General features: G+C 57.7%; 15 protein-coding genes and 1 pseudogene. 13 read left to right on the forward strand and 3 right to left on the reverse strand.

Annotated elements, in window-relative coordinates:
* Window positions 1–102 precede the first annotated feature (102 nt).
* On the reverse strand, window positions 103–861 hold the full coding sequence (locus tag GOB87_RS17060) for a LysR family transcriptional regulator (protein WP_166318418.1): 759 nt from the start codon (window positions 859–861) through the stop codon (window positions 103–105).
* 81 nt (window positions 862–942) lie between these two features.
* On the opposite strand from GOB87_RS17060, the gene GOB87_RS14635 reads away from it, so the two are divergent.
* The 13 genes from GOB87_RS14635 (at window position 943) to GOB87_RS14695 (ending at window position 14,205) form a co-directional block, all read left to right on the forward strand.
* Window positions 943–2,202, forward strand: coding sequence for a sarcosine oxidase subunit beta family protein (locus GOB87_RS14635; RefSeq protein ID WP_166318421.1), 1,260 nt, complete (start codon window positions 943–945; stop codon window positions 2,200–2,202).
* A gap of 10 nt (window positions 2,203–2,212) precedes the next feature.
* On the forward strand, window positions 2,213–2,500 hold the full coding sequence (locus tag GOB87_RS14640) for a sarcosine oxidase subunit delta (RefSeq protein WP_166318424.1): 288 nt from the start codon (window positions 2,213–2,215) through the stop codon (window positions 2,498–2,500).
* Window positions 2,487–5,540 (forward strand): sarcosine oxidase subunit alpha family protein, encoded by a 3,054-nt coding sequence (locus GOB87_RS14645; protein ID WP_277876687.1) that lies wholly within the window; start codon window positions 2,487–2,489, stop codon window positions 5,538–5,540. Before GOB87_RS14640 ends, GOB87_RS14645 begins: the two co-directional genes overlap by 14 nt.
* Complete coding sequence (locus GOB87_RS14650; protein ID WP_166318427.1) at window positions 5,533–6,114, forward strand: sarcosine oxidase subunit gamma; 582 nt, start codon at window positions 5,533–5,535, stop codon at window positions 6,112–6,114. The genes GOB87_RS14645 and GOB87_RS14650 overlap by 8 nt, the downstream gene beginning before the upstream one ends.
* Window positions 6,115–6,116: 2 nt before the next feature.
* On the forward strand, window positions 6,117–6,995 hold the full coding sequence (purU, locus tag GOB87_RS14655; protein WP_166318430.1) for a formyltetrahydrofolate deformylase: 879 nt from the start codon (window positions 6,117–6,119) through the stop codon (window positions 6,993–6,995).
* A 14-nt stretch (window positions 6,996–7,009) separates the two neighbouring features.
* The gene (gene folD, locus GOB87_RS14660) at window positions 7,010–7,894 is read left to right on the forward strand and encodes a bifunctional methylenetetrahydrofolate dehydrogenase/methenyltetrahydrofolate cyclohydrolase FolD (protein ID WP_166318433.1); all 885 of its coding nucleotides are present in this window, start codon (window positions 7,010–7,012) and stop codon (window positions 7,892–7,894) included.
* Window positions 7,891–8,373 (forward strand): flavin reductase, encoded by a 483-nt coding sequence (locus tag GOB87_RS14665; protein WP_166318436.1) that lies wholly within the window; start codon window positions 7,891–7,893, stop codon window positions 8,371–8,373. The genes folD and GOB87_RS14665 overlap by 4 nt, the downstream gene beginning before the upstream one ends.
* Before the next feature lie 131 nt (window positions 8,374–8,504).
* Window positions 8,505–9,092 carry an amino acid synthesis family protein gene (locus GOB87_RS14670; RefSeq protein WP_166318439.1) on the forward strand — a complete coding sequence of 196 codons (588 nt, stop codon included), beginning with the start codon at window positions 8,505–8,507 and terminating at the stop codon, window positions 9,090–9,092.
* 3 nt (window positions 9,093–9,095) lie between these two features.
* A complete protein-coding gene (locus GOB87_RS14675; RefSeq protein ID WP_166318442.1) occupies window positions 9,096–9,926 on the forward strand; it encodes an alpha/beta fold hydrolase in 831 nt (276 codons plus the stop codon).
* Between the two features lie 22 nt (window positions 9,927–9,948).
* Window positions 9,949–10,983 (forward strand): LLM class flavin-dependent oxidoreductase, encoded by a 1,035-nt coding sequence (locus GOB87_RS14680; RefSeq protein ID WP_166318445.1) that lies wholly within the window; start codon window positions 9,949–9,951, stop codon window positions 10,981–10,983.
* Between the two features lie 28 nt (window positions 10,984–11,011).
* On the forward strand, window positions 11,012–12,481 hold the full coding sequence (locus tag GOB87_RS14685) for an aldehyde dehydrogenase (protein WP_166318448.1): 1,470 nt from the start codon (window positions 11,012–11,014) through the stop codon (window positions 12,479–12,481).
* 12 nt (window positions 12,482–12,493) lie between these two features.
* Entirely contained in the window at window positions 12,494–12,826 is a 333-nt protein-coding gene (locus tag GOB87_RS14690; protein ID WP_166318451.1) for an NIPSNAP family protein, read from the forward strand.
* A complete protein-coding gene (locus tag GOB87_RS14695) occupies window positions 12,826–14,205 on the forward strand; it encodes a purine-cytosine permease family protein (protein ID WP_166318455.1) in 1,380 nt (459 codons plus the stop codon). Before GOB87_RS14690 ends, GOB87_RS14695 begins: the two co-directional genes overlap by 1 nt.
* Window positions 14,206–14,459: 254 nt before the next feature.
* On the opposite strand, the pseudogene GOB87_RS14700 reads toward GOB87_RS14695, so the two are convergent.
* Together GOB87_RS14700 and GOB87_RS14705 are read right to left on the reverse strand one after the other, a co-directional pair.
* A pseudogene (locus GOB87_RS14700) lies at window positions 14,460–14,600 on the reverse strand (IS5/IS1182 family transposase); the annotation flags it as partial.
* A 37-nt stretch (window positions 14,601–14,637) separates the two neighbouring features.
* A complete protein-coding gene (locus GOB87_RS14705) occupies window positions 14,638–15,465 on the reverse strand; it encodes an IS3 family transposase (protein WP_338421441.1) in 828 nt (275 codons plus the stop codon).
* Window positions 15,466–15,528 lie beyond the last annotated feature (63 nt).

Genomic DNA, 15,528 nt, shown 5'->3' on the forward strand with positions numbered 1-15,528 from the left:
GATACTGCGCGCGGGTGATTTCAGTCCAGGCCATCTTGATCTCATCAGGTTATCGCAAACCCATGAATCATAACCCGCTGAAATCACTCAACTCATTTTCGGTCAGACACTAAGACACAGCGGCGTGGATATCGCAACGCCGCCGTTCAGGCAGCCCGCCAGCACTCCGGTCGGCAGATCGAACTCTTGGCCGAAAGGCACTTCGATACGTATACGACGTAGAAAACGTTCGATTTCCGTCCCCGACCGAGACCGTAGCGAAAAACGCACGAAAGGCATTTCTGTGAGCAATTTCGCCAATGAATCCCGATCGGCAGGCGGCGCAACTGCTCCGGGACAGACCAGGACGTAGGGCTCCTCGAACAGCGGCCAACGCTCAAGTCCCGGCACGTCCTCCAAGTCATCGACGCCAACAATAAAATCGATTTTCCGTGCCAGGAGGGCTGCCGCATGAGATTCGGTCAGCCCCGCCAGCACCACTAGATGTTCTGTTCGATCACCCAGGAACGCCGCCGCCTCTTGTAACAGTGCCCGAGACAGCGAATCGACGATTCCGATCCGTAAGTGTGACACGCGTCCGCGCTGCATGTCGCGCAGCCGGCCCGACATCTGATGCATGTCAGCAACAAGATTTCCCGCGTATTGCCGCAATACCATGCCTGAAGCGGTCAGCGCCAGCGGCCGCACACTCCGATCGAAAAGGGTCGCACCAATCCGAGACTCAAGATCGGCAATCGACTGTGAAACTGCAGGTTGCGTAATGCTCAGGGCCCTGCCGGCCGACGCCATACTGCCGTGCTCACATACGGCAAGAAACACGCTTAACGCATTCACATCAAATGGAAGAACGTTGACCGCCACGGACACACCATAAGTAAAATTTATACTGAGTCTATCAGTAGTGGCTTTATGCTTCCACTATTAACTAAATCAAGGGTTCGAATGTCTAGCGAACGCTATTCCCTCTTCTCGCTACTACGCGAGAGTCTGCGCGGCCATACCGGGTGGAAACCCGCATGGCGTAAGGCCTCGCCGCAGGCCGCCTACGACATCGTCATCGTGGGGGGCGGCGGCCACGGGCTGGCAACAGCCTATTATCTGGCACAGCGCTACGGCATCAGACGCGTGGCCGTTCTGGAAAAAGGCTGGATAGGCAACGGCAATATCGGTCGTAACACCACGATCGTCCGTTCCAACTATCTGCTTCCAGGAAACACGCCCTTCTATGAATGCTCGATGAAACTGTGGGAAGGGCTGGAGCAGGATATTAATTACAATGCGATGGTAAGTCAGCGAGGGGTGCTGAACCTTTTCCATAACGACGCCCAGCGCAATGCCTATATCCGGCGCGGCAACGCAATGCGCCTGCATGACATCGACGCTGAGCTTCTCGATGCCTCCGCCGTCCGGGCAAAACTGCCTTTCCTGAATTTCGATGATGCCCGCTTCCCGATTCAGGGTGGCCTGTTGCAAAGACGCGGCGGGACCGTTCGCCATGATGCAGTAGCGTGGGGCTATGCCCGTGCTGCCGACAAACTTGGCGTCGATATCATCGAAAATTGCGAAGTCACTGGCATTACCATCACAAACGGCCGGGTTACCGGCGTCGAAACATCGCGCGGCCCCATTGCCGCAAGCAAAGTCGGCTTAGCCTGCGCGGGCAACTCCTCACGGGTCGCGGCGATGGCCGGGCTTCGGCTACCCATCGAAAGTCATGTCCTGCAAGCTTTTGTGACCGAAGGCCTCAAGCCCTTCATCGATTGTGTGACGACTTTCGGTGCGGGTCATTTCTATATCAGCCAGTCCGACAAGGGTGGCCTCGTCTTCGGCGGCGATATCGATGGCTACAATTCTTATGCCCAGCGCGGCAACATGCCGGTCGTCGAAGATGTAGTGGAAGGCGGGATGGCACTGATGCCCCGCATCGGGCGCGCCCGTCTGCTTCGCCAATGGGGCGGCCTCATGGATATGTCGATGGACGGTAGTCCCATCATCGACCGTACGCCTGTGGACCAACTCTATCTGAATGCTGGCTGGTGCTACGGCGGATTCAAAGCCACGCCCGCATCGGGCCTGTGCTTCGCGCATCTGCTGGCACGCGACGAACCGCATGAGGTCGCAACGGCCTACCGCCTCGACCGCTTCGGTCGCGGCGCAGTTATTGACGAAAAAGGGATGGGCGCACAGCCCAATCTACATTGAGGGTTCTGTCATGCGTCTGAACTGTCCGCATTGCGGTGAGCGTAGCCTTGAGGAATTCACCTATCGTGGCGACGCGACACTTCGGCGCCCCGCCGCCGATGCGTCGGCCAAATCCTGGGTCGATTATGTCTATCTGCGAGATAACCCCGCCGGTCGTCACGAGGAATACTGGTATCACGGCGCAGGTTGCCGCGCCTGGCTGGTCGTGGATCGAGATACCACAACACATAGGGTCCATAGCGTCCGTGCAGCAGGTTCAACTTCGGAAAACACAAGATTGAATCATGAACACGCATAAATTCATGCAGGACCATGCCCCTCTACCCATGACCTCCCCCACGCAGCCTATGCGCATGATCCAAGGGAATGGTGTCGATGTCGGCAAGACGATACACTTCACTTTCGATGGCCGGTCCTATACCGCGCATCCCGGTGACACGCTGGCCTCTGCGCTACTGGCCAATGGTGTGCGCCTGGTCGGTCGCTCTTTCAAATATCATCGTCCACGCGGCATCCTGTCGGCTGGCCCGGAAGAGCCGAACGCCTTGGTGGAACTGCGTACCGGCGCACGGCGCGAGCCGAACACCCGCGCAACCGTCGCGGAACTGTTCGACGGTCTGACCGCGAGCAGCCAGAACCGCTGGCCAACCCTGGCCTTTGATGCCCTCGGTATCAACGGCGCCCTGTCTCCGGTTTTCACGGCCGGCTTCTACTACAAGACGTTCATGTGGCCCGCATCGTTCTGGGAGAAAATCTACGAGCCGATCATCCGTCGCGCAGCTGGCCTCGGTCGCGCGGCGGAGGAAGCTGATCCGGATTGTTACGAAAAATCCAATGGATTCTGCGATGTCCTGATCGTCGGATCGGGTCCCGCTGGTCTGGCCGCCGCGCTGGCGGCAGCCACCAGCGGAGCGCGCGTTATCTTGTGCGAACAGGACAGTCTACCTGGCGGGCGCCTGCGCGCCGAAAATATTCTGATTGATCACCAACCGGGATGGAACTGGGCGGAAGCGACCATCAACCGGCTACGCGCAATGCCTAATGTGCGTATCATGACCCGCAGTTGTGTATTCGCACGCTATGATGGTGGCACATATGGCGTTTTTGAACGTGTTTCGGACCATCTGGCCACCCCCCAGCCCGACCAGCCGCGCCAGCGTCTCTGGCGCATCGTCGCGCGGCAATGTATCGTCGCCACAGGCGGCATCGAACGACCGATCGTTTTCCCTAACAATGACCGGCCCGGCATCATGCTCGCGGGAGCGGTACGTACGTACGTCAATCGCTTCGGCGTCGTGCCCGGACGCCGGGCTGTCGTCTACACGAACAATGACGATGGTCTCCGCTCAGCTACCGATCTGCACGCCGCAGGCGTGCAGATCGTAGCGATCGTGGATTCCCGCCCCTCCTCCGCCCATGCCCAGGCCATCGCCCAACGGACGGGGGCTCCGTTATTCCCCAGTGCAAGAATTGCCGATACATCCGGCTATCGCGGCGTCACGGCGGCCCTGATACGAGACAGCGAGGGAAAGGATTGCCGTATCGCCTGCGATCTGATCGCAGTCTCCGGCGGCTGGAATCCCGACATCGCCCTGACCACGCATCATGGCAAACGCCCTTCCTATAACGATGAGATCGCGGCCTTCATCCCCACGTCTGACGAAGAAGACATGCATGTCTCGGGTGTCGCTGCCGGCACGATGACGACATCGGGTGCGCTGACCGAAGGTGCGCTGGCTGGTCATCAGGCTGCTGCCTGTTGCGGGTTCGGGAAAGCATCGTCCCCCCCGCCGGCTGTTCCCAGCGTTGATCAGGACGAGTCATACGGCATCGTCCCCCAATGGCACGCAATGGACGCCGAGAGCGGGCGTCGCGCGGGAAGAGCCTTCATCGATTTTCAGAACGATGTCACGGCCAAGGATACGAAACTGGCCGCGCAGGAAGGGTTTCGCTCCGTCGAGCATCTCAAGCGCTATACAACGCTAGGAATGGCCACGGACCAGGGTAAGACTGCCAATGTCAACGGTCTGGCCTTTCTGGCCGAGGTCAACGGACAGTCCATCCCGCAGACCGGCACCACGTTGACCCGGCCACCCACCCAACCCGTTACGCTAGGCACGCTGGCAGGTCCGCATCGCGGGCTTCATTTCAAGCCGCATCGCCTGCCTCCTACCCATCAGTGGGCGACCGAACAGGGAGCCGTCTTCACGGCCAACGGGCTCTGGCAGCGCGCGCAATGGTATCCGCGCGTTGGGGAAACGACGTGGCAGGATACCGTTAACCGCGAAGTTAACACCGTCCGCAGTGCTGTCGGCTTTTGCGACGTCACGACGCTGGGCAAGATCGACATCCAGGGACCGGACGCCGCCAATTTCCTCGAACGCGTTTACGTCAATGCCTGGCAGAAACTGCCGATTGGTCGCGCGCGCTACGGACTGATGCTGCGCGAGGATGGTTTTGCCTTCGACGACGGTACGACCGCTCGTCTAGGCGAAAACCATTATGTTATGACCACCACAACGGCTAATGCCGGTCCAGTCATGCAGCATCTGGAATTCTGCCATCAATGCCTGTGGCCGGACATGGACGTCCAGTTCATCTCAGTCACCGACGAATGGGCACAGATCGCTGTCGCAGGTCCCCGATCCCGCGATGTTCTGCGCCAGATCGTCGATCCGCAATATGACCTGTCAAACGAATCATTCGGCTACATGGCTGCGGCGACTATCACCGTCTGTGGTGGCCAGCCCGCCCGGCTGTTCAGGCTCTCTTTCTCGGGTGAACTGGCCTACGAACTGGCCGTTCCCGCACATTATGGCGATGCCCTGGCGCGGCTACTGATGCGCGTGGGTGCCCCCTACGGCATCACGCCCTACGGTACCGAAGCCCTCGGGGTCATGCGTATCGAAAAAGGCCATCCGGCTGGCCCTGAACTGAACGGACAGACAACCGCACACGATCTGGGCATGGGACGCATGCTGTCGACGAAAAAGGATTTCATCGGTCGCACGATGGCAACCCGCGCTGCCCTGACCGATCCGGGACGTCCAACCCTCATCGGCTTGCGCCCGCTGGTGGCTGGCACGACGCTGGATGCCGGGGCTCATCTCCTGCCCAAGGGCAGCCCTGCAACGGCAGCGTTCGATCAGGGATGGATTTCCTCATCCGCCTGGTCCCCGACCGTCGGTTCGTGGATCGCGCTGGGCTTTCTGTCCAATGGACCGGCCCGACACGGCGAAATCATCGCCGTTCACAACCCATTGGCCGACACCGTCACCGAGGCTGAGATCGTCTCGCCAGTTTTCGTCGATCCGGAAGGAAAACGCCTCCATGCCTGATCCCCTGCTGCCGAAACCTGCAGTCCAGCCATCATCCGTCACGGTCAATGGTTTGACTCTTGCTCTTGCACAGACGCGTGAAACCGTCAGCATCGGCCCTTTCGCGAAATGCCTTCCGGATCTAAACGCTGCGCTGGCCTCCGCCTTCGGCGCAACCCTTCCGGCAGACTTCTCCACCACTTCGGGTCACGATGGACTACAGTTGACCAGGGCGGCGCATCATCAATGGTTCGCTCATGCGCAGGCGGGCGCCGGCCTCATGGCGCGTCTGGTCCCCCTCTGCGCGGGACTGGCGGCTCTCACGAACCAGACCGACAGCCGCGTCACATTATGCCTTCGTGGCACTGGTGCAGATGCTGTCGCGGCCAAGCTGGTGCCAGTGGATCTGGCTCCCGACCACTTCGGACCAGGAAGTACCGCCCTGACGCTCGCCGGTCACATCCCGGTCATTCTCAGTCGCCCCGATGTTACGCCAGGCCTCGACTTCACCGTCTTTCGCAGCTTCGCCCGGAGCCTGCATCACGATATCCATGTCGCCATGAAAGGCGGCATTCCGAATTCGGAACGAGTGTAACGATGATACGTCTTTCTCCCACGCACGCCACCTTCACGCTCACCCTCAGTTGCCCGAACCGCCCCGGGATCGTCGCCGGGATCGGCATGAAGCTGTACGAACTCGGTGCCAACATCACCGAAGCTCAGCAGTTCGATTACGCCGAAGAACAGCGTTTCTTCATGCGGATCGTCTTCGACATTCCGCTCTCAGACGCGATCAAGCAGACCCTGTCGGCCGCTATCGCCATTCTGTCCGATGAATTCGCGATGGAATGGACGCTGACCGACATGGCCCGGCCGCACAAGGTGCTGCTGATGGTCTCGAAATTCGACCATTGTCTGGTCGACCTTCTCTATCGCTGGCGGATTGGAGAACTGGCGATCGAACCCGTGGGGATCATTTCCAATCATCCACAAGACACATACGCCGATATCGAATTCTACGGTATCCCTTTCCATTATATTCCAATCACCAAAGAGACGAAAGCCGAGCAGGAAGGACGCATCTGGGACATTTTCCAATCCTCGGGTGCCGAACTGATGGTCCTGGCCCGCTACATGCAAATCCTGTCCAACGAATTTTCCCGCAAGCTTGCCGGACGGTGTATCAACATCCACCACTCCTTCCTGCCCGGATTCAAGGGCGCGCGCCCTTATCACCAGGCCTTCGCGCGCGGCGTCAAGCTGATCGGGGCCACAGCCCATTACGTGACCAGCGATCTGGACGAAGGTCCCATCATCGAGCAGGACGTGGAGCGAATCTCGCATGCAGATACGCCAGAGGACCTGATACGCAAAGGTCGGGATATCGAACGTAGGGTTCTGGCACGAGCAGTCCGCTATCACATCGAACGGCGCGCCCTGCTGAACGGCAACAAAACCATCGTCTTTAGTGACTGACCATGAACTTCCCCATGTCAGCCGGAGCAGTGATGATCAACGGCAAGGCCGTAGCCGAGATGATGACGAATACCATCGCCCGCGAGGTCGCAACCTTACGAGCCCAAGGGATTACACCAGGGCTTGCCGTGGTATTGGTGGGGGACGATCCGGCCAGCACCATCTATGTCCGCAGCAAAGTGCGCAAGACCGAGGCGGTAGGTATGCATTCGGTCTGCCATCGCCTGCCCACCGATACAACACAGCAGGCGCTGCTGGCTCTCATCCACGCATTGAATGATGACCGCGCTATCCATGGCATTCTCGTTCAGTTGCCACTTCCGCCCCACATTCAGCGCGACGCGGTGCTGGACGCGATCGATCCTGCAAAGGATGTCGACGGATTCCACATTCTCAATGTAGGCAAACTGGCTGTTGGACGCACGGACGGCATGATCCCCTGCACGCCGATGGGGTGCATGCTCCTGCTCCGTCGCTTCCTCCCGTCGCTTTCCGGCCGGCATGCCGTTGTCATTGGCTGCTCGAACATCGTCGGTCGCCCCATGGCGCGGCTGCTGCTGAATGAGGGATGCACGGTCGTCATCACCCATCTTCAGACCCGCGATGTCGCGGCGGAGGCTCGGCAGGCGGATATCCTGATCGTCGCGGCTGGCCACGCTGGGCTTGTACGGGGCGATTGGGTCAAACCCGGCGCTGTGGTTATCGACGTCGGCATCAACCGCATCGATGGTACAAACGGACCGACCATCGTGGGCGACGTTGCTTTTGACGAAGTTGCCGATCATGCCCGCGCCATCACGCCCGTCCCGGGCGGTGTCGGGCCGATGACCATCGCGTGCCTGCTCCAGAACACTCTTCGCGCGGCCAGTATGACCACGAGCAAGGACGTTACATTATGATTGATAAGACCATTTTCCGCGAAGCGATGTCCCATGTGGGATCGGCCGTCAGCATCATTACAACCGACGGCAAGGCGGGAAGAGCGGGCATGACCGTATCGGCCGTATGTTCCGTCACCGACAGTCCACCTACCCTTCTGGTCTGCATCAATCGCAGCAGTCGGTCTCATGATATCTTCCTGCGTAACGGCGTTTTGTGCGTCAATATTCTGAACGCCACCCATCAGGAACTATCGGGCCTGTTTGCGAGCAAAGCTGACCAGGAAACCCGTTTTCTACAGGCGGCTTGGCACAGGCGCATCACGGGTGCCCCCGCGCTGGAAGACGCGATCGTCTCGTTTGACTGCCGGATCGAGAGCATTACCGATATCGGCACACACAGCGTCATCTTCGGTGCCATTCAGGATGTCGAGATCCGTCATGGCTCCCCGGCGCTGGTCTATTTCCGACGCGGATATCATTCGCTGGGCACGTTGTAGAGCAACTACAAAAAGCACATAAGGGAAATTTTGTTTCCTTTAAGGAAATTTTTTATTGATCTTCCCTGCGGATTATTCGAATATACATCGTAACGATCACTCTCCGCCGGCACCTAAGGAAGTCCTGAAAAATGTCACTTTTTCTCCGGAAAATCGTTTCCTATCAAGAAGACACTTTTATAGAAGGCGACAAGAAAGCCCCCATACCCCTCAGGATGTTTGCCGTGGCGGCCATTCTCCGGAACCCCTGGGCCGGCCGCGGCTTCGTCGAGGATCTGAAGCCTGAAATCCACGCCATCGCCCCGATCCTCGGCGAGACCCTGACTACACGGATTACCGAAATGACCGGGGGTGGCGACAGGATCGAGGGCTACGGCAAGGCTGCTGTCGTCGGGACCTCCGGCGAAATCGAACATGCCTCGGCGCTGATCCATACCCTGCGGTTCGGCAATTTCTACCGTCGTGCTGTCAACGCCAAATCCTATCTCGCCTTTACCAACACGCGCGGCGGCCCTGACGCCCCCATCGCCATTCCCCTGATGGACAAGAATGACGAAGGGCGGCGCTCTCATTATCTGACCATCCAGTTTTCAATTAATGACGCCCCCGCACCCGACGAAATTGTCGTGGCCCTCGGGGCATCCATCGGGGGTCGTCCGCACCATCGTATCGGCGACCGATATCAGGACCTGGCCGACCTGGGCGACACGCAGGGCTAACTGATGACACACCGTCCAGACAAGATTCACGTCGCTGACGACAGTTTCGACGCTACGCGCTTCCGAGTGGCCGGCCCCGGGAACGCAGAACACGAAACGCTGGTCTTTCTGCACGGTGTGGGCATGAGGCTGGAATTCTGGGAACCTCAGTTGGCCCGCTTCTCGCCGCATTATCGCTGCATCGCCTACGACATGCTGGGACACGGCAAAAGCCCCCTGCCGCCACCCGTCCCATGCCTGTCCGACTACAGCGCCCAGTTTGCCGCTTTGATGACACATCTGCGCGCGGGGCCAGTCACCCTGATTGGTCATTCCATGGGCGCCTTAATCGCGCTTGATGCCGCGCTACGCTACCCTCAGCACGTCCGGCGTCTGGTAGTCATGAACGGTGTCTATGATCGCACGCGCGGGCAGAAGGATGCAATCGCACGCCGCGTCGCGACGCTCGACGGAACTGTACCCGACTGGTCAGCAACACTCGACCGATGGTTCGGCAACGAACAGACACCCGAGACAGAAGACAAGAGGGCGGTCCTTCTAGCTCTGCTGAATACCATCCAGCCGGAAGGCTATGCACGGACGTATCGTCTGTTCGCTACCGCAGATGCCGTCTGCAAGGGACAGTTGTCCACATTGTCTATGCCCGCACTCTTTCTAACCGGTGCGCTTGATCCCAATTCGACGCCGGCGATGTCGGAAGCCATGGCACGCGACAGCGCGAACGGAACAGTCCGCATTCTTGCCGGTGAACGGCACATGATGAGCTTCGTCCATCCGGCCTCAACCGATCTCGCCATACAAGATTTCCTGAATGACACCCCATGTCCCGTATAGCGGGAAGCCGGAGTTACCAAGAATGAAATTTTCCCTCTTCGTTCATATGGAACGATACCATGCCAACCAGACACACGCCGAACTGTTTGACGAACTGGAGCAATTGGTCAGGATCGCAGAAGCTGGCGGCATGGAGACGGCATGGATCGGCGAACATCACGGCATGGAATTCACCATCGCCCCCAATCCCTTCATTAACATCGCCTATCTGGCCAGTAAGACCTCACGCATCCGTCTTGGCACAGGCACGGTGATAGCGCCTTTCTGGCACCCGCTGCGTCTGGCCGGTGAAGCCGCGCTAACCGATCTGGCGACCAAAGGCCGTCTGGATCTGGGTATCGCGCGCGGGGCCTACAGTTTCGAATATGAACGTATGATGCCAGGCCTAGATGCCTGGACTGCTGGTCAGCGCATGCGCGAAATGGTGCCGCTTCTCCGTAAACTCTGGTCCGGAGACTTAGCCCATCAGGGAGAATTCTGGTCATTTCCGAAATCGACGGTGGTGCCAAAGCCCGTAAGCGGCGACATGCCGCTCTGGCTGGCGGCGCGCGATCCCAATTCGCATGCTTTCGCTGTTGAAAATGGCTGCAATGTCCAGGTTACGCCTCTGGCATCGGGGGACGCAGAGGTCGAAAGCCTCATGGATCGCTTCCAGGCTGCCTGCGCACTCCATCCGCAAATTCCGTCTCCCCAGATCATGCTGCTGCTGCACACCTATGTGGCCGATAGCGAAGAGGACGCACAGCAGGCCGCCAGGGAACTCTCCCGGTTCTATTGCTATTTCGGTGCCTGGTTCAAAAACCAGCGTCCGATCGACAATGGCTTCATCCAGCAATTGACCGAGGAGGAAATGGCCGAAAGCTCGCAGTATGCGCCAGAAACTATCCGCAACAATCTCGTTGTAGGCTCAGCGGGCACTGTCATCGACCGGCTGAAGCGATACGAGGCTATGGGCTACGACCAATACAGCTTCTGGATCGATAGCCTGATGCCGTTTGAGCGTAAGAAAGCTTCGCTGGAGCGCTTTATCCGGGATGTCATGCCGGCCTTTTCCTGACAGCACACTAGTCCAAGGATATGCAGCCATGCGGGAATTCCAGCACTATATCGACGGCCGCTTCGAGCATGCAGAGCGAACCTTTGAAAGCATCGACCCCGCGACGCAGACCCCCTGGGCACGTATGCCCAGAGCCGGGGCAGACGATGTCGATCGCGCGGTCAACGCCGCCCACCGTGCGTTAAACGACCCGGATTGGGCCGAACTGACGGCCACCCAGCGCGGCCGCCTGCTGTTCCGTCTGGCCGATCTGCTGGAGCAGGCAGCCCCGGAACTGGCAGAAATGGAAACCCGTGATACAGGCAAGATCATCCGGGAAACCAAGTCGCAGATTGGCTATATCGCCGAATATTATCGCTATTACGGCGGTCTGGCGGACAAGCTGGACGGTCGATATGTCTCGATCGACAAGACCGACACCGAAGCCTATCAGCGCCGGGAACCGATCGGGGTGGTAGCAGCGATTGTTCCCTGGAACTCACAACTTTTCCTGTCGGCAGTCAAGTTGGCCCCCGCCCTGGCGGCGGGATGCACCGTCGTGCTCAAAGCATCCGAGGAAGCACCTGCACCGTTGCTGGGCTTTGCCCGCATCGTGCATGAAGCCGGTTTTCCCTCGGGCGTGGTATCCATCCTGACCGGTTTCGGTGATGATTGCGGCAGAGTACTGACCAGCCACCCGCTGGTCGCGCGTATCGCCTTCACCGGTGGACCGGAAACAGCACGCCACGTCGTACGCAACAGTGCGAATAATTTGGCTTACACAACACTGGAACTGGGCGGCAAATCACCGGTCATCGTCTTCCCTGACGCGGACCTGGACAGCACCGTCAATGCCCTTGTTGCGGGCATCTTCGCCGCCTCTGGTCAAAGTTGCGTTGCAGGTTCGCGTCTGCTGGCTCATCGTGACATTCTCGAACCGCTTCTGGAGCAGCTGAAAACCCGGGCCCAGGCCATTCGTATCGGCTCACCGCAAAGCATGGAAACCGAATTCGGCCCTCTCGCCACTCAACGTCAGCGAGAGCACATCCAGGATCTGATCACCCGCAGTCTGGATTTCGGTGCAACGCTTATTACTGGCGGCAAACCGCCGGAAGCGTTCGCGGAAGGCTTTTATTTCGAACCTACCATCCTTCTCTGCGATCGACCGGACAGTCCTTGTCTGCAGGAGGAGTTTTTCGGCCCGGTCCTCAGCGTTCTCCCTTTTGATGACGAGCAGGATGCCATCACCAAAGCCAACGACACGCCGTTCGGTCTGGCATCAGGCATTTTCACCCGCGATCTGGCCAGCGCCAAGCGCGTCAGCGCGCGTATTCGTGCCGGTGTGGTATGGATCAACACCTATCGAATGATCTCGCCTCTCATGCCATTCGGCGGATATGGGTTAAGCGGGCTGGGCCGCGAGGGCGGACCGGAGGCCATGCTCGACTATACCCGTGTCAAGTCTGTCTGGATACGTACATCGGACGATCCGATCTCCGATCCATTTGTCATGCGATAGGAAAATATTACCATGATTTACGAAATCCGTACCTATCGTCTGAAAACCGGCAAGACAGCCGAATACATCAATGCCGTTTCATCAGAGGGCATCAAAATACAGCAGCCTTATCTGGGGCATCTGATCGGCTATTATTACTCCGAAATTGGCGCTCTGAACGAGATCGTTCATATCTGGGCCTACGACAGCCTTGATGACCGGGAAAGTCGGAGAGCCGCTCTGGCTCAAGACCCGGCGTGGGTGGCGTTCATGCCCCGTATTCAATGCCTTATAGAGACAATGGAAAACAGGATCATGAAACCCTTTCCATTCATCGCACCGCCCACCGGCGGAGGTATTGGCTGATGACCCAAAAAGCCTGTTTTCAAAAAGAGAACAGCGACCTCATCGAGAAATACAGCACCTCTTTCGTTCCTGAAAACGAACGGCACGGTCATGTACGCGACCTGTTTACCCTCTGGTTCACCACCAACATAGCGCCGCTCCCTATCGTCACAGGCGCGGCGCTGTTTGCCCGAAGCCACCTTTCCCTGTTCTGGTGTGCAACAGCCATCATCTCTGGGCATTTTCTTGGTGCACTGGTACTGGGAGCCTGCTCTGCTCAAGGGCCTCGAATGGGACTGGCTCAGATGGTTCAGGCACGCGGCCAGTTCGGCCGGTACGGCTCAATCATCATTACGCTGATTGCGTCTGTTTTATATTTCGGTTTCTTCACGTCGAATACGGTCCTGGCCGGAGCAGCACTGCATGATGTGGCACCGGTTTTCGACATCAGAACGACCACCATTGTCGGGGCACTTTGCGCGGTGGGTATCGGGATTCTGGGATACAAGACTATTCATCTTCTGAACCGATGCGGAATCTGGTTCATGATGTCGGCGCTTGCGCTGGCCTTCCTTCTCATTTTCCGGCAGGCTCCTCCCTCTATCTGGCAAATTGGTAGTTTCAACACATGGGGCTGGTTTCTGACGTTCTCGACGTCACTGGTCTGGAATACATCTTATTCCTGCTATACGTCCGACTACTCCCGCTATCTACCCGCCTCCGTCGGTATTGCCCGACCATTCGCCATGAGTTTCTTCGGGGCAGCACTCGGTGCTTCTCTCACTTTTATCTTCGGTGCATTCGTATCCGCGACCGAACCAACCATAGCGGACCCGCTCCATGCATTGAGCGTCCTGAGCGGCCCCCTATCGCGCCCTCTTCTGCTTCTGTTCGTGCTGAACATCATTAGCCACAATGCATTAAACGCATATGGGGCCAGCCTGTCGATTATCACATTGATTCAGACTTTTTTTGCGAAATGGTCACCGAAACGGCTCGCCCGCATCGCCATATCGTCCAGCCTTCTCATAACGGGACTGGTATTGTCGTTGATTTTCACGACAACCGTCGTACCAGTTTTTCTGAATATCGTATTTGCACTGCTTATCGTGCTAGTTCCCTGGGTCACAATCAATATTTCTGATTTTTATTTATTTAGAAAAGGAAATTACGATATAGGATCTTTTTTCAAGTCTAACGGCGGAATTTACGGGCTTGTGAATTTTCCTGCCGTCGTAGCTTTTTTAGTTGGAGTTGCTGTCCAGCTTCCTTTCGCGACAAATGCTTTTTTCTCTGGACCATTTTGCGGTGTATTTAGCTCTATCGATATAGGATGGATTATATCACCGCCCGTTACGATTTTATCCTTCTTTCTCCTACGTCAAAAGATTTTATGGTGAAATAAATTTAGCGTAAATATTTACGGCGTGTCGTCAGTTGCACGCTGACTGTAGACGTGAGGGTTGTACTTTCTGACGCTCTGTGCTGACTGTTTTCCCGGTTTTGGGGGAGAGAAACAGATGGAGGGTTCGAAAAACCTTTGATTGACTGCTCTTGCGCCTGATTTCAGATTTTTGACGTGTTGATTTCTGGTTCCTTAGCCTGATTTTCGCTCTGCGATTTGAGCAGAGCGAGGGTTTCATGCTCTGGGTTGCTACGAGGCGGCGTTAATCCGCTCCAGGAGGAGAAAGCGACGCATATTATAGACGATATTGGCCAGCCCGATCCTCATGGTGGCTCGCGTTAAGCCTACGGTTCGGACGAACAGTCCTGTCTGCGATTTCTGATCAGCAAAGTGGACTTGTAACGGTTTTGTGCCGGTCAGGAAGTGCTTATGCCACTCTTGCTTCAAAAGCGAGTGGGCTGATACCGCCCAGATATGAATGGCGTCGACGTGGATTGTAGAAACCATTGATATACTGGAAGATGGCGGTGGTAGCCTGACGGCGGGTTGGCCAGTTCTGTCTCCAGAGCCACTCCGCCTTCAGGCTTTTGAAAAATGTTTCGACGGCAGCGTTGTCAAAACAGTTTTCCTTTCCGGACATTGAAGCCAGCAGCCCATGGGCCAGCAGCTTTTTCTGGAAATCATGGGAGCCATACTGGCTGCCACGATCGGAGTGGAAAATGCAGCCGGGCGCCGGGTTACGCAGCCTTACCGCCATATCCAGGGCACGGATGGCCAGATCCTTTTTCATCCGATCGCTCGCGGCCCACCCGATTACGCGACGACTGAACAGATCGATGACGACAGCGAGGTAGAGCCAGCCCTCGGCAGTCCAGATATAACTGATATCTCCCGCCCATTTCCGGTTGGGGCCTTCAGCAAGGAAATTACCGTCCAGAAGGTTGGCCGCAATGTCAGACTGGTGGTGGCTGTCGGTCGTCATCTTGTGGCGACGGGTGCGCACGGGCCGGATCCCGTTGGCCTTCATGAGGCGGCCAACGCGACGTTCCCCGACATCAAGCCCGGCTTCCCTGAGTTCCATGGTCATGCGCGGCCGTCCGTAGGACCCGTTGCTCAGGGCAAAATGCTCACGGATATGCGTCAGCACCTTCAGATCGGTACGTTGGCGCTGGCAGGCCGGTCGGGATGTCCAGGCCCGGTACCCCCGAGAGGTGGACCCGTCCGTTCGGACAGTTTTGCGGGCTTGATAAGCTATGCCCGGTTGTTGTTATGCCGCCCTTCTGACGGCGTTGCTGTTGGCCATCTGGTCCGGGGTTAA

Source organism: Acetobacter estunensis, from assembly GCF_011516945.1.
In the GTDB taxonomy this organism is placed as follows: Bacteria; Pseudomonadota; Alphaproteobacteria; order Acetobacterales; family Acetobacteraceae; genus Acetobacter; species Acetobacter estunensis.

What these genes read in the sequence shown, in the direction of transcription:
- GOB87_RS14635 (WP_166318421.1), top strand. Translation starts at nt 943, where the DNA reads ATGTCTAGCGAACGCTATTCCCTCTTCTCGCTACTACGCGAGAGTCTG.
- GOB87_RS14640 (WP_166318424.1), top strand. Translation starts at nt 2,213, where the DNA reads ATGCGTCTGAACTGTCCGCATTGCGGTGAGCGTAGCCTTGAGGAATTC.
- GOB87_RS14645 (WP_277876687.1), top strand. Translation starts at nt 2,487, where the DNA reads ATGAACACGCATAAATTCATGCAGGACCATGCCCCTCTACCCATGACC.
- GOB87_RS14650 (WP_166318427.1), top strand. Translation starts at nt 5,533, where the DNA reads ATGCCTGATCCCCTGCTGCCGAAACCTGCAGTCCAGCCATCATCCGTC.
- purU (WP_166318430.1), top strand. Translation starts at nt 6,117, where the DNA reads ATGATACGTCTTTCTCCCACGCACGCCACCTTCACGCTCACCCTCAGT.
- folD (WP_166318433.1), top strand. Translation starts at nt 7,010, where the DNA reads ATGTCAGCCGGAGCAGTGATGATCAACGGCAAGGCCGTAGCCGAGATG.
- GOB87_RS14665 (WP_166318436.1), top strand. Translation starts at nt 7,891, where the DNA reads ATGATTGATAAGACCATTTTCCGCGAAGCGATGTCCCATGTGGGATCG.
- GOB87_RS14670 (WP_166318439.1), top strand. Translation starts at nt 8,505, where the DNA reads ATGTCACTTTTTCTCCGGAAAATCGTTTCCTATCAAGAAGACACTTTT.
- GOB87_RS14675 (WP_166318442.1), top strand. Translation starts at nt 9,096, where the DNA reads ATGACACACCGTCCAGACAAGATTCACGTCGCTGACGACAGTTTCGAC.
- GOB87_RS14680 (WP_166318445.1), top strand. Translation starts at nt 9,949, where the DNA reads ATGAAATTTTCCCTCTTCGTTCATATGGAACGATACCATGCCAACCAG.
- GOB87_RS14685 (WP_166318448.1), top strand. Translation starts at nt 11,012, where the DNA reads ATGCGGGAATTCCAGCACTATATCGACGGCCGCTTCGAGCATGCAGAG.
- GOB87_RS14690 (WP_166318451.1), top strand. Translation starts at nt 12,494, where the DNA reads ATGATTTACGAAATCCGTACCTATCGTCTGAAAACCGGCAAGACAGCC.
- GOB87_RS14695 (WP_166318455.1), top strand. Translation starts at nt 12,826, where the DNA reads ATGACCCAAAAAGCCTGTTTTCAAAAAGAGAACAGCGACCTCATCGAG.